This is a genomic window from Arthrobacter zhaoxinii (assembly GCF_025244925.1).
GTDB lineage: Bacteria > Actinomycetota > Actinomycetes > Actinomycetales > Micrococcaceae > Arthrobacter_B > Arthrobacter_B zhaoxinii.
In genome coordinates this window covers 1,536,798-1,551,831 of sequence record NZ_CP104275.1, presented here as the reverse complement: position 1 = coordinate 1,551,831, position 15,034 = coordinate 1,536,798, and the positions used below count along the sequence as shown (strand labels likewise).

Genomic DNA, 15,034 nt, shown 5'->3' with positions numbered 1-15,034 from the left:
TCAGGAGCAGGCTTAGTCGACCAGTGTTGTGGGTTTCAGGAGCCTGAACGCTTCATCGAGCAGTACCCGGGATGTCACCGCACCGTTGCGGTGTACCAACTCGGCGGAGGAGACGTCGAGGCAGGTCAGAGCGCACAGCGTGATTGCCCGGGCGTGATACTGCCGTTCCTCCTCGGGGCAGTTCAGGGCGGCGGCGACCAGCGGCACAAGAACGGTCATCCAGGCCAGGTGCTTCTCCGTGTTCCGGGCGCGCAGAGACGGCGTGCTGATCATCACTCGCGTTGCACGCAGGGCCCGTTCAGGGTCCGCTTCGATTGTCTCCACGACCGCCTCGAACCCCGCGCGCAGGGCCTGCCATATGGGCATCGATTCCAGGCTTTGGGCCAGCCGCTGTCGAACGGGCTCGCCGTAGAGCATGGGGTCACCCAGGACCACGTCTTCCTTGGAGGCGAAGTACCGGAAGAAGCTCCGGGGCGAAATGCAGGCAGCCGCTGCAATTTGGTCGACGGTGGTCTCGTCGAAACCCTGCTCGTCGAAGATTACGAGAGCAAGCTCCGCGATCTGCTGGCGTACGGCATCGCGCGTGCGCTGCCTCAACCCGACTCCGTCGCTACTTGCACTCATGCTCAGAGCATACATTGCCTCTGTTGACAGTCTCTGCCACCTAAGGCATAGACTGCTCGCACGTTCGGCCGGCATCTTGGGCGCCGCTCGATCCCCCATGAGGAGACATAATGCAGACACGCACTTTGGGCACGCAAGGCCTGACCACCTCCGCCATTGGCTACGGCTCGATGGGGATCTCGGATTTTTACGGTCCCGGCGACGAGCAGGAGGGTATTGACGCGATCCGGAAAGCACACGAGCTGGGCGTGACACTCTTTGACACAGCCGAGATGTATGGCTGGGGTGCGAACGAGGAAATCGTAGGCCGGGCCGTGAAGTCCTTCCGTGACGACGTCGTCATCGCCACGAAGTTCGGATTCAAGGCACCCGACTACGGCCTCGACAGCCGCCCGGAACACATCCGCGAGGTCGTCGAGAACAGCTTGCGTCGTCTCGGCGTAGACCACATCGATGTGCTCTACCAGCACAGAGTGGACCCCAACGTCCCCATCGAGGACGTCGCCGGGACCGTCAAGGAGTTTATCGACGCCGGCAAGGTGAAGTACTTCGGTCTCAGCGAAGCCGGCCCGGAGACCATGCGCCGCGCCCATGCCGTTCAACCCGTCTCGGTCCTTCAGACCGAGTACTCGCTCTTCGAGCGCGACGTGGAGGTCCTGTTCCCCGTCCTGAACGGGCTCGGCATCGGCTTCGTGCCCTACTCACCCCTCGGGCGCGGGTTCCTCACCGGCACCGCGAAGCCGGCCGCCGAGTATGACGAGACCGACATGCGCAGCTGGGACGCCCGCTGGCAGCCCGGCAACTTCGAGAAGAACGTCGACGCCACCCGTAAGCTGACTGAACTCGCCGCATCCAAGGACGCCACCGTGGCGCAGCTCGCCCTGGCCTGGCTCCTCGCACAGGGTGAACACATCGTCCCGATCCCCGGCACCCGCAGTGCCAAGCGCGTCGTAGAGAACGTCGGCGCCGTTGACCTCAGTCTCACTGATGCCGACCTAGCCCGGATCAAAGAGATCCTTCCGACCGGCGGATTCGGCTCCCGCTACCCCGAGGGCATGAGCCCGACCTGGCAGTAGTGAGCTATAGGAACACCGAGGCGCGGGACCTGCAATGGGCCCCGCGCCTTCGCTTGCGCCGACTAGGGGTGCCCGAGCACATCCGTTCAAAACTGACGACATGGCAGCACAAGCACGGCACCCGATTGAGGGTCCCCCCAGCGCGACGCGCGGCCACCGCTTCCCCACCGCTTCCCCACCGCGGACATCACTATGTCGATGTTGGCGCCGGCAGATGTGCGTATCGCGTTTGATCTCCAGTTCCATCTGCGTGGTCGGCGCACCGCCGTCGCTTGGCAGGGCAGGCAGTTAGCCGCTAGGTTGACACCACCGTCTACGACTCCCGGGGGAAACCATGAGAAAAGCTGCTGCCGTCCCTGTCCTCGCGCTGCTGCTCGTCAGCGGTTGCAGTACGGCCACCACGGAGGCTGAAGCTAAGCCGTCGTCGCCTCCGGCATCGGCGGCGCCCTCGACCGAACCAGTGGTTAAGGATACGGAAGAGCAGTCCTGCCTCAAACTCCTCGGGACAGACGGCCAAGGACCACTGAACCAGATGATCTCCATTGTGAGGATCGGCGGCGGGACAAGCAGCGTGGAGATGAGCGCGGAGGACGCACGCCCACTCCACAGTGAAGTCCTCGCCATAGCCGGGGATGCATCTGCAGACATGGCCCCGTTGCTGAAAGAGCTGTCTTCACCCACTGAAAACGTCATCATGCAGGCCGAAAAGCCTTCCCGGGCGTGGATGTTCAACGCCGAGTCCTGGACCACCGCCGCCACGGAACTCCAGACCCAGTGCGAGCCCTATGAGGCCGCCAGCTAGGTCTCGCCGTCGCGACGGCTGCCGCCCACCCACTGTCCGCCGTCGACGTTCTGGTCTTCATCTACGCCGTCTCTTCATCTACGCCATCGCGCAGGCCTGGCAGCTCTCACCGGAAGGGCTTACCGGTCTCGAGGGAAATCCAGTCAGAGGCAAGGAAGTTGCCGCTCGCCGGCAAGCGGTCGTCACCGCCGTCGAGCGGATGCTGCAGACCCAAGCCGGAGCCGGGGCCGCAGGCAGCAGTATTAGACGTCCACGGAACGGAGGAACGTCAGGCAAAGTCCTCAGATAGTCTTTTGCGATGGCTACGCTTATCACCCCCGATCGGAAATACCACTCTTCTTGGTTGGCTGCGGCCACCGAATTCGATGGGGCACACAGGGACGGCAGCGGTGGCGAAGATTGGACGCTGGGAGAACTCCAGGACCCAGACGTCTTTGGCCTATTCGTGGATGAACTCGTTGCCGCCGCCCTGCCCGCTAGTCCACGGAAGCCTGGCTACGTTCCCTGCACTTATCTGTGGATTGCCGAAGCGGGCACTGTAGTTGGAGCTCAGGCAATCAGGCACGAATTGAATGACTTCCTCCTCAACGAAGGCGGGCATATCGGGTATAGCGTGAGGCCGTCCGCCAGACGCTTCGGCCACGCTGGCCGTGCTTTGAAAGACGCCCTGCCAATCGCCCACCAACTGGGAATTTCCCGGGTCCTCGTCACCTGCGATGAGGACAACGCCGGTTCCCGGGCCACCATCGAAAAGAACGGCGGCATCTACGAAGATAGCCGCAACGCCAAACGCCGGTATTGGATCGACACCCACTAAGTTCTCCGGCGCCGGCGGTAGCTGCGGATTCTTAATGGACTGAGAAGCCTCCATCGACGGCGACAAGCTGCCCGACGACGTAAGTTGACGCAGCGCTGGCCAGGAACACGGCGGCGCCGGCAAAGTCCTCCGGCACACCATTTCGTCCGACAAGTGTCCGCCTGGCCAGAGCATGGACTGCAGCAGGGTCCGAGCTGAGCCGCTTATTCAAGGGGGTTTCCACAAAGCCCGGCACCAGTACGTTTGCGGTGACACCGTATGGCGCCCACGCCTCGGATTGCGATCGGGCCAAAGCTTCGATTGCTGCTTTCGATACCCCGTAGGCACCACTTGACGCGAACGCTCGATGGGCCTGCTGAGAGCTGATGTGAATGATCCGGCCGAAACCGCGCTCGGCCATTCCGGGCGCCAGACGCTGACCGAGGATGAAGGGTGCCTCGAGGTTGACCTGCATGGTCTTATCCCAGGCGCTCTCGTCGAGCTCGGGCATCAGGGGGCGAAGATTGATAGCGGCTGAGTTCACCAGAATGTCGACAGCACCTGCAGCATCCGCAAGAGCGTGTGCACCTTTGCGGGTCGAGAGGTCCACGACGACGCCGTCGGCGGAGCCTCCTGCCTGGCGTATTTCCTCTACTGCCCCGTCAATCGCCGCGGCGGTCCGGGCAGCGATGAGTACGTGTGCGCCCGCTGCGCTGAGTGCGAGGGCGATCGCTTTGCCGATGCCTGAACTTCCTCCCGTCACGAGAGCCACGCGCTCATGTAGGCCGAAGAGATCACGAAGATACGTTGATGAGTCCATCGCATGAGCGTAGTACCGGAGCATCGTGCTCCATGGACGTGGGTGGCCTGCGACGCTTTGCGGAAGTAAGCGGTCTGCCTTTCGCCCTGCGTCAGGAGCACGGGTTCCCGCCTGAAACAGGGAGCATTCGGTGCATTATCCGGTGATATAGTCCATCCCGGATAAGGCCGCCCACGGCATATTCACGGTACAAAACAGGGGGAGTTATTCACGTGGAACTGAGTTCTGACGGCGCGCGGAATATTGAGGTCCTGCACGCCAGCCAGTGTGAAAAGTGCAAGAGGGGCGAAGAATGCGACCGCTCCCCCAAGAAGAAACAAATGAGTAGTTGGAGCGCTTTGCTTGTTGGCGTCTGCATCTTGCTGTTCGGCCTGGGCCTTGGGATCCCTGGAATCGTCATGGCATATTCAGACCATAAGCTCGTCTCAGACGGCGTCCCCTCGGTAGGAACAGTCGCCGACGTTCGGTTCGGCGATGGGCGCAAAGCCAAGCGCTACAAGGTCATGGAAGTTTCCTACGCTGTCGAAAGCGGCGCTGCCTATTCGGTTGATTACCGCGAGCGGTATTACCAGAAGCGCGAAGGCTCGGAATCGGCGGTGGCCGACAAGCTCCGCGGTACGGAAATGACCGTTTTCTACGACCCTGAGGAGCCTGGCAAGGCCGTTGTGGAGGGCGACGAAGACGGGTACTTCGGGCCTCTACTCATTCTCCTATTCATGGGTGGAGTAGGAGGCTTCATGACGTATGCAATCGCCGACGACATGATCCGCAAGAAAAGGAACAAGAAGACGGCCGAAACGGTTTAGGCACGCGACCCGGGGCGCCTCGCACAGCAGGCGCCCCGGCCGCTCCTATTCCTGCTCTGTGGACCGCCCGTGGGCCAGGCCCGTCGGGATGCCCAGGAACGCAGGAGCGGGTGCCGAACAGCAGGATTCAGCGGGCACAGCGGGTGCCGCTGCTTCAGGCTCCGGAGTTCCGCAGCAGGACTCGGCAGCAGGTGCCGCAGCCGGTTCCGGAGTTCCGCAGCAGGACACGTCACCCTGATCAGCTGCGTCGCCGGTGTCGCAGCCGGCCACGGTGTCGCAGCTTCCGCCAAGGTCCGTGGAGCAGACCCCGGTTTCGGGCAGGACGAGTTCGACGTCGTCGGCCGCCTTCTGGTCGCCGGCCAGGGCCGCGACGATGGAGCGGACCTGCTCGTAGCCCGTGGCCATCAGGAACGTCGGGGCCCGGCCGTAGGACTTCATTCCGGTGATGTAGAAATCCTTCTCCGGATGGGCCAGAAGCCGGGCGCCGTGCGGCGTCACGGTTCCGCAGCTGTGGAATTCCGGGTCGATGAGCGGCCCGAGTGCCCGCGGCGCTTCCACGGCCGGGTCCAGATCAAGGCGGACTTCCCGCAGCATGTCCAGGTTCGGCCGGAAGCCGGTGGCCGGCACCAGCAGGTCCACATCCAGCTGCGTCTCCCCGCACGGCGTGCTCCCGACGACGGTCAGGGTGTCGGCGCTCTTGAACCCGGTGATGGTGAACGAGGTATGCAGATCGATGCGGCCTTCCTCGACCAGGGTCCGCAGGCGGCTGCCCAGCGCACCGCGGGCGGGCAGCCCGTCGAGGTCGCCGCCCCCGTACACACTCGCCGCCGAAGAACGGCGGATGGCCCAGCTGATCCGGGTGCCCGGTTCCTGCTCGGCCAGCTCTCCCAGTGCCAGCAGCGTGTTGGCCGCCGAATGGCCGGCGCCGACCACCAGGATGTTCTTGCCGGCAAAACGGGCGCGGTCGCGGCCGGTGACATCCGGCAGCGGAGCGGTGATGAAGCCCTCCGCATAGGCCTCGGCCTCCCCCGGTGCTGCGAGTCCTGCCGAGCCCAGCGGGTTCGGCGAACTCCAGGTGCCGGAGGCGTCGATGACGGCGCGGACACGGTGATCCGCCGTTGTGCCGTCGGTGTTGCGGACGCGGACCAGGAACGGAGTGGTATCCCGTCCGCCGGTGCGGGTCTTGTCCAGGCCTTCCCGGCTGACCGCAACAACCTCGCTGTTGGTGTGCAGGGCGTTCCGGATGGCGGGGACGGCGGCCAGCGGCTGCAGGTACTGCTCGAGGAGTTCGGCGCCGGTCGGCAGGGTTTCCGCATCCGGTTCCTGCCAGTCGGTGCCGGCGAGCAGGCGGCGGGCGGCGGCGTCGACGTCGTACTGCCACGGCGAGAACAGCCGGATGTGTCCCCAGGCGCGCACGGCCGCGGCAGGTGCGTCGCCGGCCTCGAAGATGACCGGCGTCAGCCCGCGTTCGATCAGGTGGGCGGCAGCAGCCAGGCCGACGGGGCCGGACCCGATGACGGCGACGGGAAGCTGGGACAGATCAGTGTTCATTGGTGCTTTTCCTCAAGGAGTACGAAGGTTTTACTTAGCCGGCAGCAGATCGGCGATGAGTGCTGTGATCCGCGCCTTGATGTCGTCGCGGATGGGGCGGACGGCGTCCACGCCCTGGCCGGCCGGGTCCTCGAGCTTCCAGTCCTCGTAGCGCTTGCCGGGGAAGATCGGGCAGGCGTCGCCGCAGCCCATGGTGATCACGACGTCGGACTCCTTCACTGCCTCGGTGGTCAGCACCTTGGGCAGCTCTGCGGACATGTCGATGCCCTCCTCGGCCATCGCCTCGACGGCGGCGGGGTTGACCGAGTCGGCGGGCGCGGATCCGGCGGACCGGACGTCGATCCGCCCCTCGCCGAGGGTGCGCAGGTACGCGGCAGCCATCTGCGACCGCCCGGCGTTGTGCACGCAGACAAACAGGACGGAGGGCTTGGCGGGGGTTTCGGTGGTGCTCATCGGTTCGTCTTTTCTGTCGAGGCGTTTGGAGAGGTGGCAAGGGCGGGAGTGGCGGCGGGCCAGTATTTCTTCTGCGCCCAGAGGGCGACATAGACCAGCGCGACCAGGACCGGGACTTCGATCAGGGGTCCGACGACGCCGGCCAGCGCCTGTCCGGAGGTCACACCGTAGGTGCCGATCGCCACGGCGATGGCCAGTTCGAAGTTGTTCCCGGCGGCGGTGAAGGCCAGCGTGGTGGTGCGGGGGTAGCCCAGGTCCAGGAGCTTGCCCAGGAGCATGCCGGCGCCGAACACCACAAGGAAGTAGACCAGCAGCGGCAGGGCGATGCGGGCGACGTCGAGCGGGTTCGAGGTGATCTCGTCCCCCTGCAGGGCGAACAGCAGCACAATGGTGAACAGCAGGCCATACAGTGCCCACGGGCCAAGCTTCGGCAGGAACGTACCCTCGTACCAGTCGCGGCCCTTCGCCTTTTCGCCCAGGACGCGGGTGAGGAAGCCGGCCAGCAGCGGAATGCCCAAGAAGATCAGGACGCTGCCCGTGATTGCCCAGAAAGAGAAGCCGGTGCTGGTGGTTTCCAGGCCGAGCCAGCCGGGCAGGACCTGCAGGTAGAACCAGCCCAGCGCGCCGAAGGCGAGGACCTGGAACACGGAATTGATGGCCACCAGCACGGCGGCGGCTTCGCGGTCACCGCAGGCCAGGTCGTTCCAGATCATCACCATGGCGATGCAGCGGGCCAGCCCCACGATGATCAGCCCGGTGCGGTATTCCGGCAGGTCCGGCAGGAAAATCCAGGCAAGCGCGAACATAAACGCCGGTGCAGCCACCCAGTTCAGCACCAGCGATGTGATCATCAGTTTCCGGTCGGCAATCACCCGCGAGGTTTCGTCGTAGCGGACCTTGGCCAGCACCGGGTACATCATCACCAGCAGGCCGACGGCGATGGGCAGCGATACATTCGACACCTTCACCGAGTCCAGCGCGGGTCCAATGCCCGGAACCAGACGGCCCAGCAGCAGGCCGGCGGCCATCGCGGCGAGGATCCAGAGCGGCAGGAAGCGGTCCAGGGTGGAGAGCCGGGCGGTGACCTGGCCTGTCTGGGGTGGTGCGGTGGACGTGCTCACAAAGCTCCTCGGCGGGGATGCTGACCTGGCGGCCGACATTGATGAATATCGATATCTCTCGATGTCGAGTATCCCGAGATATATCGATACCTGTCAATCTGTGCATAATGGGCAGGTGACCACTGCACTGACAGCTCCCGCTCCCGCCGTTGAGGCCTGCTGCACCCCGCTGACCTCCGAAGCGCTGAGCGCCGAAGATGCCCAGCGGTTCGCCCAGCTGCTCAAGGCCGTGGCCGAGCCGACCCGGCTGCGCCTGGTCTCGCTGATCGCCGCGCAGGAGAACAAGGAAGCCTGCGTGTGCGACCTCACCGAACCGATCGGACTGGGCCAGCCGACGGTGTCCCACCACTTGAAGATCCTGGTCGACGCCGGCATCCTGCACCGCGAGAAGCGCGGCGTCTGGGCCTACTACTCCATCGTGCCGGGTGCACTGGAACGCGCTGCTGCTGTTTTGTCGCCCCGGTGAGCAGCAGGCCTGCCGCTGAGCCGGGAGGTGCGGTGCTCGTCCGTTCCCTGCTGGCTTCGGACTGGCCATCGGTGCGCAGCATCTACGCGGCGGGGATTGCCACCGGCCACGCGACCTTCGAGAGCAAGGTGCCCGCGTGGGAAGCCTTTGATTCCGGCCATCTACCCGGGCTCCGGCTTGTTGCCGACGCAGGACACGGCGTTCTGGGATGGGCTGCGGCTTCCCCCGTTTCCACCCGGGATGCCTACCGGGGCGTCGTCGAACATTCTGTTTACATCGCCCCCGCAGCCAGAGGACGCGGCATCGGAAGGCTTCTGCTGCGTGCATTGGTGGCGTCCGCGGAGACCTCGGGAATCTGGACGCTGCAGTGCAGTATCTTTCCGGAGAACACGGCCAGCCTCGCCCTGCACCAGGCAGAGGGCTTCCGCGTGGTTGGCAGGCGCCACCGCGTGGCGAAAATGAGCCACGGACCGCACGCTGGTCAATGGCGGGACACCCTGTTCCTGGAGCGGCGCAGCGGTACCGCCGGAACCGACTAACTCGGCCGGTCAACCACGGGAGCGGAACCGGGCCGCTTAGACTGCACCCATGTCAGTCTCAGCGCAGTCCTCCCAGGTAACCCTCATCCGCTCCGCACAGCTTTCCGACGCCGCAGAGTACGCCTATGCCGCCACGGCACCCGCCGACGCGCGGTTGATCTTCCTCGCCGGCTCCTGCCCACTGGAGGCAGACGGTTCGACGGCGGCCATCGGCGATTACGCCGGACAGGCGGCGAAATGCATGGTGAACCTGGAGCTTGCACTGAAGGCTTCAGGGGCTTCACTCGAGGACGTCCTCAGCACCCGGGTGCTGGTGGCGTCCAGCTCCCACTCGAACCTGGTCACCGCCTGGGAAGTAGTCCGGGATGCCTTTGGCAGCCACGACGCGCCCAGTACGTTGCTGGGAGTGACGGTGCTGGGTTACGACCACCAGCTCGTCGAAATTGAAGCCGTAGCCGCCGTCCGCGACTAACGACCTCAGGCCGCCTTGCTACGCCGGGCCCAGAACAGCACCGGGATCAGCAGCAAGGCCAGGATGCCGCCCGAAAGGGCTAGTGTGGCGTAGCTGGTGCCCGCCATCACCACGCCGGACAGGGTTCCCCCGCCGGCCCCGGCCAAAGCAACGAGCACATCGATCTTGCCTTGGACACGTGGGCGGATCTCCGGGGACGTGTTATCAACCACCAGTGCCGTGCCGGAAATAAGGCCGAAGTTCCAGCCAATACCGAGCAGGGCGAGGGCCAGGATCAGCAGGCCCAGGGATTCCCCCGGTGCGAAGGCTGCGGTGACTCCGGCCAAGAGCAGGGTTACCCCAGAAGCGATAGCCATTGGAGTACGCCCGATTTTGTCTACTAAGACGCCGGTTCCGAGCGACGGCAGATACATCGCGCCGATGTGCACGCCGATGACCATGCCGACTGCAGCAAGCTCATGGTGGTGCGCCCGCATGTGGACCGGCGTCATGGTCATGATCGCCACCATCGCGATTTGGGTCAGCACCATCACGGCGGCACCCACGTAGACTCCGGTCCCCGGACGTACCGCTGCTGCACCGACGGTGCCCTCCACCGGATCCGCTGCCTGGTTCCGAAACAGGCGTGCCAGCAAGAACGGATCCGGGCGCAAAAGCACCAGCAGTACGACGCCGGCGGCCAGGAACGCCGCTCCGGCAAGAAGGAACGGGCCGGCCAGGGCAGGGATACCGAGGCCGTCGGCGAAGCGGCCCATGGGCGTCACCAGGTTGGGTCCGGCAACCGCCCCGAACGTCGTCGAGACCATCGCAATGCTGATGGCCTGCCCCCTGCGGTCCGGTAGCGCAAGGTCCGTTCCGGCATATCGAGCCTGCAGGTTGGTGGCCGTTCCTGCTCCGTAAAGGACCAGCGCCGCAAACAGCAGAAGAGGGCTGTCCACCACAGCAGCCAGGACCACGCCCAGCGCACCGAGGCCACCGGTCAGGAAACCGGCTCCGAGTCCGATGCGCCGTCCGGCCCGCTGGGTAACCCTTCCCACGAGGTAGGCAGCCAGCGCGGACCCCAAGGTAATCAGCCCCACCGGCAGGCCGGACAGCCCCTCCGACCCAAGCATGTCCTGCGCCAGAAGGGCCCCCACCGTGACGCCCGCGGCCAGCCCCGCCCCGCCGAGAATCTGGCTGAGGACAACCACGGTGAGGGTACGCCGCTGAACTGCGGCACGGCGCGCCTCATCCATCACGCCGGCTTCATTTGTCTGGTTCATTGCGGTCCCGTAACCCAGTCAGTACTGCACGACGCCGGTGAGCACTAGGATCGGGAACACAACTGCAGGCGAACTCGTCATGAGGTTCACGATCAGATGCGCGATGGTGATCGGCAGCAGGCGGCCCTGGGCGCGGACGATGAGCGCCGACCCGAGCCCCCAGACGGTGAAGGCAACCACGTACACAACCATCGCGTCGGTGGTCGGAGCGAAGAACGCATGCTGCGCGCCGAAGGCCAGGGAACAGACGAGCATCGCCGGCCACGGTGACCACGAGGCCGAAAGCCGGGACTGCGCGTAGCCGCGGTAAACGGCTTCCTCGGCCGGGGCATTCAACGGAGCGAATGTCACCACAGCTAGGATGCCGAGGATCAGTGACCAGACCGGTGAGGCGATTGTGGCGGCGTCGGGGTCGTAGAACACGGTGGCGAACGCGTCGAACATGCCGGAGCCATGCAGCACCCACATCGTGGCCATAACGGCGAGGACAAACGGTACATAGAGGACGGCGATCCACAGCAGGCCCCACCCGGCGTCCCGAAACACCGACCGCCGCGGCGCGAAGAGGGACCGCAGGCTCGAGCCCTCGCTTTTCAGCAGACGCGAAACGAGCAGCAGCGAGGCGATGTTCACCGGAATCAGGCTGAGGGCGGCCAGCATCGGCGTGGGCGGGAACGTGGCCGTACCGTCGACGGCCAGCACGATCCACCAGGCCGCCACCGTTGCGGCCGCCACCATTCCGAGGCGGGCAAGCAGTAGCCACGCTGCCCGCCGTCCAGCGCGTTGGACTTCGACGGCGGAGGGCCCGGGCTGCCGGACCGTGACTGATTTCATGGGCACAGGCTAACAAGCCGTGGTCCTCGGGGACCCTATAGGACCAGATCAAACTCCAGCCGGCCGTGCCGGACCCCGTTGACCTGGACTTCCAGGGCATGCGTGCCCGCGTAATGCCGCCGGGTGGTCATCTGCCGGAACCCGTGCCGGCCGCTCAGCTGCCGCGACTCCCCCGGTTCCAGGGACACGGTGGTCAGCTTGAAAACCTTCTCCGCCGTCGCTCCGTTCGCCTTGACGTAGTGCACCGCGTAATCAACCGACAGTCGGGCCGGAGTCTCCCCGGTGTTCGTCAGGTCAAAGTTGAAGGCCAGCTCACAGGGCAGCTGCAGGATGGCTGTTTCCGTACGCAGGCCGTTAACGCTCACCTCCGCCGGATGAAAACCCATCAGCTCGAGCGCGCCGGGATTGCCCTTTTTCACCAGGGTGCGCAGGCTGCGCCGGACCACCCATGCACTGCCGGGCGTGCCTGTCTGCTGCCAGCGCGCGGCTGTCTCCAGCACCAGCTCGGGTGCGTGCCGCGCGAGGTCGTTGGTGTGGTTGGCGACGGACCGGCGCACGTATTCGGACTCGTCATTGTGCAGTGCATCCAGCAGCGGCAGCGTGGCCCCGGAGGTAGCGAGCAGCAGCGGTACCCGGACGGCCCAGGGCAGGTAGGGGCGGGTTCCCTCGCTGGCCAGCCGGCGTACGTGTTCGTTGGGATGGTCGGTCCAGGTCCGGATGATGGCCAGTGCCCGGTCATGATCGGCCTGCAGCAGCCGTCGGATGGCGAACTCGCTGGTCAGCCCCGGAGTCAGTTCCGCGAGCAGGGCCAGGGCGTCGTCGAAGGCCCGGGTGCCGCCGTCGTCCAGTGCCAAGGTGACCGCTGCTTCCGTGACCGGCCACAGCGCCCAACCGGTGAAGCCCGGATCCTCCAGCGCGTCACGGAACGCCGTTGCAGCCGTGGGGTAGGTGCCCAACGCGCGAACGAGGGCGTGCGCGACGGCGTCGGTCCGGCCGCGCAGCGAGAGCGGTTCCAGCCGGGTCCGGGTGGCCAGCACCCCGTCCCAATCGACGCCCGGTGCCGCGCCGGCCAGCACATCGTGCAGTGCCTTGACCTCGTTCGGTCCCAGCAAATCGTCCATCGCACCCATGGTGCTCCCCCGTTCCGGCTGCTTTGATACCCGCATCGGGCCAAACCAGCCTATCGGAACGGAGTGAGAGGTTTTCAGGTCAGGCGTCGTCGATGCTGGTCCCCAGGCCGCGGCTGTCCTGCTCACTCATGAGTCGTCCTTCCGGTCGATTCAGCTGCCGGGGGTTTCCGCGGTAACGCGCCGGTAGGACTCGGCAATGATCCCTCCGAGGATATCGAGGTCCACCTTAGCCAGATCCTTGATGTAGAGGCAGCCCGCACCCGTCTTGTGGTCCCCGAGGCGGGACAGCTGCTCGGTGTACGTGTCCACCCCGTCAGGAAGATACACCGTGGTGGCGTCCTTGCGCGGAGAAAATGCCGCCGCGCCGGCGTCCCCCTCCCGGCCGCTGGCATATTTGTAGTGGTAGCTGCCGAAGCCGACGATCGACGGCCCCCACATAGCCGGCTGCTCGCCGGTGATCCGCGCCATCAGCGCGACCAGGGTCTGGGCGTCGCGGCGGCGAACGGGCGACGCAACGCCGTCGATAAAGCTGCTGACACTGGTGCTGGTTGGTTCCATGGTGCGCCTCCTCGTTGCCGGGGCCGGCGTCCATCCTGGGCGCCGGCCCCGGGTTTAACTGCCGGCCAAGGGTTCTTTACCGGGTACGCGGATCCGGCATCATCACTTCCACCTGCGGCTTCTCGTCCCGCTTGGCCTTCCACCAGACAAAGAAGCCGGCAAGGGTGAAGCCGCCGTAGAAGAGGTACATAAAGGCGGTGGCGTAGTAGCCGGTGCTGAAGAGCAGCGGCACGCCCACAATGTCCACGGCCACCCAGATGAGCCAGAACTCGACCCAGCCTTTGGCCATGCCGTAGGTGGCCAGCAGCGAGCCGACAAAGGTCCAGGCATCGGCCCACACCGGTTCGTAGGAACCCAGCCGGGCGAAAACGGGGGTCAGGGCGACGGTTCCCAGCAGCATGATGGTGACCAGCCCGATCCGCTGACGGCCGGTGGCCCACTGCGGGGTGACGGCGTCCTCGCCGTTGGTCTTGCTCTGCTGCCAGCGTCGCCAACCGTAGATGGACACGGCGATGAACATGATCTGCCGTCCGGCCTGACCCAGCAGGGTGGCGGTATCGGCCCCGCCGAACATGGAGCCGAGGAAGACGGTCAGCAGGAGCAGGTTGCCGAGGATGCCGACCGGCCAGGCCCAGACTTTGCGGCGCATACCGCCGAAGGCGCTGAGCAGCCCGAAGATGTTGCCCACAAGTTCGCGCACCAGCAGTGAGCTTGAGCCCACCGGAATCTGTGCCTCGAAGAGCCATCGCAGAAAATCCATGTCGTCCTATCCCTAAGCGGGTGCTCCGGGGGTACGACAGTGCGATGCATCGCCGGGATGCGTCCGGTTCGAGGGGTCACCCCTGGAAAAGGGGACCTCGAAGGGTCGGCAAAGCCGGCGGAACAACAAACTGCACGTGCTTCTCCCATCCAGACTTTAACTGTCGGTATCGGAATTTCACCGATTCAACCGAACCGCTTCTCCGAGGTTCTCGGATCAGCAGTGCGGGTCGCGGACTATAACCGCCGGTTCGGAATTACACCGACCCCGGAGCACGTTTGTTGCTAACTATTCTTACACAGCCGCTTCGGCAGATGCGCGTAGTTTGCGGATAGCGTCATTGGGATCACCCGCGCCGTACACGGCCGAGCCGGCCACAAAGACGTTTGCACCCGCCTCCGCTGCCCGTTCGATGGTCTCCTGCGAGATTCCACCGTCCACCTGGATGGCCAGCGGCAGCCCGGAGCCGCGGACGGCTTCAGCCGCGCGCCGGATTTTCGGCAGCGTCACGTCCAGGAACTTCTGCCCGCCGAAGCCGGGTTCCACGGTCATGATCAGCAGCATGTCCAGCTCGGACAGCATGTCCAGGTACGGCTCCACCGGGGTGGCCGGACGCAGGGCCATGCCGGCCTTCGCACCGCGCTCCCGCAGATCGCGGGCCAGCTTGATCGGCGCCGCCGATGCTTCCACGTGGAACGTGACCGAAGCGAGGCCCGCCTCGGCGTACAGCGGCGCCCAGCGGTCGACGTCGGCAATCATCAGGTGCGCGTCCAGCGGCAGCGCGGACACCTGCTGGATCCGTTCGACCACGGGCAGCCCGATGGTCAGGTTCGGTACAAAGTGGTTGTCCATCACATCCACGTGCACGGCGTCCGCGGCGCTGATCCGCTGCAGCTCGGCTTCGAGGTTCACGAAGTCGGCCGAGAGGATGCTCGGGTTGATGCAGCACTTGCTCACGAAGGGT

At 65.3% G+C, this 15,034-nt stretch carries 18 protein-coding genes and 1 riboswitch; of the genes, 7 read left to right on the top strand and 11 right to left on the bottom strand.

Annotated features, from left to right (window positions below; genetic code table 11):
* Nucleotides 1-12: 12 nt before the first annotated feature.
* On the bottom strand, nt 13-624 hold the full coding sequence (locus tag N2K95_RS07245) for a TetR/AcrR family transcriptional regulator (protein WP_260653517.1): 612 nt from the start codon (nt 622-624) through the stop codon (nt 13-15).
* A gap of 110 nt (nt 625-734) precedes the next feature.
* Between N2K95_RS07245 and N2K95_RS07240 the strand changes: the two genes are divergently transcribed.
* From N2K95_RS07240 to N2K95_RS07230, 3 genes are all read left to right on the top strand, one after another.
* Entirely contained in the window at nt 735-1,700 is a 966-nt protein-coding gene (locus N2K95_RS07240) for an aldo/keto reductase (protein WP_260653516.1), read from the top strand.
* A gap of 334 nt (nt 1,701-2,034) precedes the next feature.
* Nucleotides 2,035-2,502 (top strand): hypothetical protein, encoded by a 468-nt coding sequence (locus N2K95_RS07235; RefSeq protein WP_260653515.1) that lies wholly within the window; start codon nt 2,035-2,037, stop codon nt 2,500-2,502.
* A gap of 298 nt (nt 2,503-2,800) precedes the next feature.
* Nucleotides 2,801-3,319, top strand: a complete 519-nt coding sequence (locus N2K95_RS07230) for a GNAT family N-acetyltransferase (RefSeq protein WP_260653514.1) — start codon at nt 2,801-2,803, stop codon at nt 3,317-3,319.
* 31 nt (nt 3,320-3,350) lie between these two features.
* On the opposite strand, the gene N2K95_RS07225 is transcribed toward N2K95_RS07230, so the two are convergent.
* Nucleotides 3,351-4,070: an SDR family NAD(P)-dependent oxidoreductase gene (locus N2K95_RS07225; protein WP_260653513.1), complete on the bottom strand. Its 720-nt coding sequence runs from the start codon at nt 4,068-4,070 to the stop codon at nt 3,351-3,353.
* Between the two features lie 260 nt (nt 4,071-4,330).
* Here N2K95_RS07225 and N2K95_RS07220 point away from each other — a divergent pair, with 260 nt between their 5' ends.
* The gene (locus tag N2K95_RS07220; protein ID WP_260653512.1) at nt 4,331-4,924 is read left to right on the top strand and encodes a DUF3592 domain-containing protein; all 594 of its coding nucleotides are present in this window, start codon (nt 4,331-4,333) and stop codon (nt 4,922-4,924) included.
* A 45-nt stretch (nt 4,925-4,969) separates the two neighbouring features.
* Here the strand turns inward: N2K95_RS07220 and N2K95_RS07215 are convergent, their stop codons facing one another.
* Genes N2K95_RS07215 through arsB form a run of 3 tightly spaced genes read right to left on the bottom strand, consistent with a single transcriptional unit; the run spans nt 4,970 to nt 8,088 of the window.
* Nucleotides 4,970-6,475, bottom strand: a complete 1,506-nt coding sequence (locus tag N2K95_RS07215) for an FAD-dependent oxidoreductase (protein WP_260653511.1) — start codon at nt 6,473-6,475, stop codon at nt 4,970-4,972.
* A 30-nt stretch (nt 6,476-6,505) separates the two neighbouring features.
* Complete coding sequence (locus N2K95_RS07210; RefSeq protein ID WP_260653510.1) at nt 6,506-6,928, bottom strand: arsenate reductase ArsC; 423 nt, start codon at nt 6,926-6,928, stop codon at nt 6,506-6,508.
* Nucleotides 6,925-8,088 carry an ACR3 family arsenite efflux transporter gene (arsB, locus tag N2K95_RS07205; RefSeq protein ID WP_407080126.1) on the bottom strand — a complete coding sequence of 388 codons (1,164 nt, stop codon included), beginning with the start codon at nt 8,086-8,088 and terminating at the stop codon, nt 6,925-6,927. Before arsB ends, N2K95_RS07210 begins: the two co-directional genes overlap by 4 nt.
* A gap of 76 nt (nt 8,089-8,164) precedes the next feature.
* On the opposite strand from arsB, the gene N2K95_RS07200 reads away from it, so the two are divergent.
* From N2K95_RS07200 to N2K95_RS07190, 3 genes are read left to right on the top strand one after another with little or no spacing between them, the layout of a single operon-like run.
* Complete coding sequence (locus tag N2K95_RS07200) at nt 8,165-8,515, top strand: ArsR/SmtB family transcription factor (RefSeq protein ID WP_260653509.1); 351 nt, start codon at nt 8,165-8,167, stop codon at nt 8,513-8,515.
* On the top strand, nt 8,512-9,054 hold the full coding sequence (locus tag N2K95_RS07195; protein ID WP_260653508.1) for a GNAT family N-acetyltransferase: 543 nt from the start codon (nt 8,512-8,514) through the stop codon (nt 9,052-9,054). Before N2K95_RS07200 ends, N2K95_RS07195 begins: the two co-directional genes overlap by 4 nt.
* 49 nt (nt 9,055-9,103) lie before the next feature.
* Complete coding sequence (locus N2K95_RS07190; RefSeq protein ID WP_260653507.1) at nt 9,104-9,526, top strand: RidA family protein; 423 nt, start codon at nt 9,104-9,106, stop codon at nt 9,524-9,526.
* 5 nt (nt 9,527-9,531) lie between these two features.
* On the opposite strand, the gene N2K95_RS07185 is transcribed toward N2K95_RS07190, so the two are convergent.
* The 6 genes from N2K95_RS07185 to rpe all read right to left on the bottom strand — a co-directional run bounded on the left by N2K95_RS07185 (nt 9,532) and on the right by rpe (nt 15,027).
* Nucleotides 9,532-10,788, bottom strand: coding sequence for an MFS transporter (locus tag N2K95_RS07185; RefSeq protein WP_260653506.1), 1,257 nt, complete (start codon nt 10,786-10,788; stop codon nt 9,532-9,534).
* 18 nt (nt 10,789-10,806) lie between these two features.
* Nucleotides 10,807-11,622 carry a CPBP family intramembrane glutamic endopeptidase gene (locus tag N2K95_RS07180; protein WP_260653505.1) on the bottom strand — a complete coding sequence of 272 codons (816 nt, stop codon included), beginning with the start codon at nt 11,620-11,622 and terminating at the stop codon, nt 10,807-10,809.
* Between the two features lie 35 nt (nt 11,623-11,657).
* Entirely contained in the window at nt 11,658-12,743 is a 1,086-nt protein-coding gene (locus tag N2K95_RS07175) for a DNA alkylation repair protein (protein WP_260653504.1), read from the bottom strand.
* Nucleotides 12,744-12,902: 159 nt separating this feature from the next.
* Nucleotides 12,903-13,310: a DUF1801 domain-containing protein gene (locus N2K95_RS07170; protein WP_260653503.1), complete on the bottom strand. Its 408-nt coding sequence runs from the start codon at nt 13,308-13,310 to the stop codon at nt 12,903-12,905.
* A gap of 76 nt (nt 13,311-13,386) precedes the next feature.
* Nucleotides 13,387-14,070, bottom strand: a complete 684-nt coding sequence (pnuC, locus tag N2K95_RS07165) for a nicotinamide riboside transporter PnuC (RefSeq protein ID WP_255792463.1) — start codon at nt 14,068-14,070, stop codon at nt 13,387-13,389.
* Nucleotides 14,071-14,203: 133 nt separating this feature from the next.
* A riboswitch (FMN riboswitch) is annotated at nt 14,204-14,349 on the bottom strand.
* Nucleotides 14,350-14,364: 15 nt separating this feature from the next.
* The gene (gene rpe / locus N2K95_RS07160) at nt 14,365-15,027 is read right to left on the bottom strand and encodes a ribulose-phosphate 3-epimerase (RefSeq protein WP_260653502.1); all 663 of its coding nucleotides are present in this window, start codon (nt 15,025-15,027) and stop codon (nt 14,365-14,367) included.
* Between the last annotated feature and the right edge of the window lie 7 nt (nt 15,028-15,034).

Bases quoted from the DNA above. Each gene is read 5' to 3' on its own strand.
- N2K95_RS07170 (WP_260653503.1), bottom strand. From the start codon at position 13,310: ATGGAACCAACCAGCACCAGTGTCAGCAGCTTTATCGACGGCGTTGCG.
- N2K95_RS07190 (WP_260653507.1), top strand. From the start codon at position 9,104: ATGTCAGTCTCAGCGCAGTCCTCCCAGGTAACCCTCATCCGCTCCGCA.
- N2K95_RS07240 (WP_260653516.1), top strand. From the start codon at position 735: ATGCAGACACGCACTTTGGGCACGCAAGGCCTGACCACCTCCGCCATT.
- N2K95_RS07185 (WP_260653506.1), bottom strand. From the start codon at position 10,788: ATGAACCAGACAAATGAAGCCGGCGTGATGGATGAGGCGCGCCGTGCC.
- N2K95_RS07175 (WP_260653504.1), bottom strand. From the start codon at position 12,743: ATGGACGATTTGCTGGGACCGAACGAGGTCAAGGCACTGCACGATGTG.
- N2K95_RS07180 (WP_260653505.1), bottom strand. From the start codon at position 11,622: ATGAAATCAGTCACGGTCCGGCAGCCCGGGCCCTCCGCCGTCGAAGTC.
- N2K95_RS07215 (WP_260653511.1), bottom strand. From the start codon at position 6,475: ATGAACACTGATCTGTCCCAGCTTCCCGTCGCCGTCATCGGGTCCGGC.
- N2K95_RS07210 (WP_260653510.1), bottom strand. From the start codon at position 6,928: ATGAGCACCACCGAAACCCCCGCCAAGCCCTCCGTCCTGTTTGTCTGC.
- N2K95_RS07230 (WP_260653514.1), top strand. From the start codon at position 2,801: ATGGCTACGCTTATCACCCCCGATCGGAAATACCACTCTTCTTGGTTG.
- pnuC (WP_255792463.1), bottom strand. From the start codon at position 14,070: ATGGATTTTCTGCGATGGCTCTTCGAGGCACAGATTCCGGTGGGCTCA.
- N2K95_RS07235 (WP_260653515.1), top strand. From the start codon at position 2,035: ATGAGAAAAGCTGCTGCCGTCCCTGTCCTCGCGCTGCTGCTCGTCAGC.
- N2K95_RS07245 (WP_260653517.1), bottom strand. From the start codon at position 624: ATGAGTGCAAGTAGCGACGGAGTCGGGTTGAGGCAGCGCACGCGCGAT.
- arsB (WP_407080126.1), bottom strand. From the start codon at position 8,088: ATGTCGGCCGCCAGGTCAGCATCCCCGCCGAGGAGCTTTGTGAGCACG.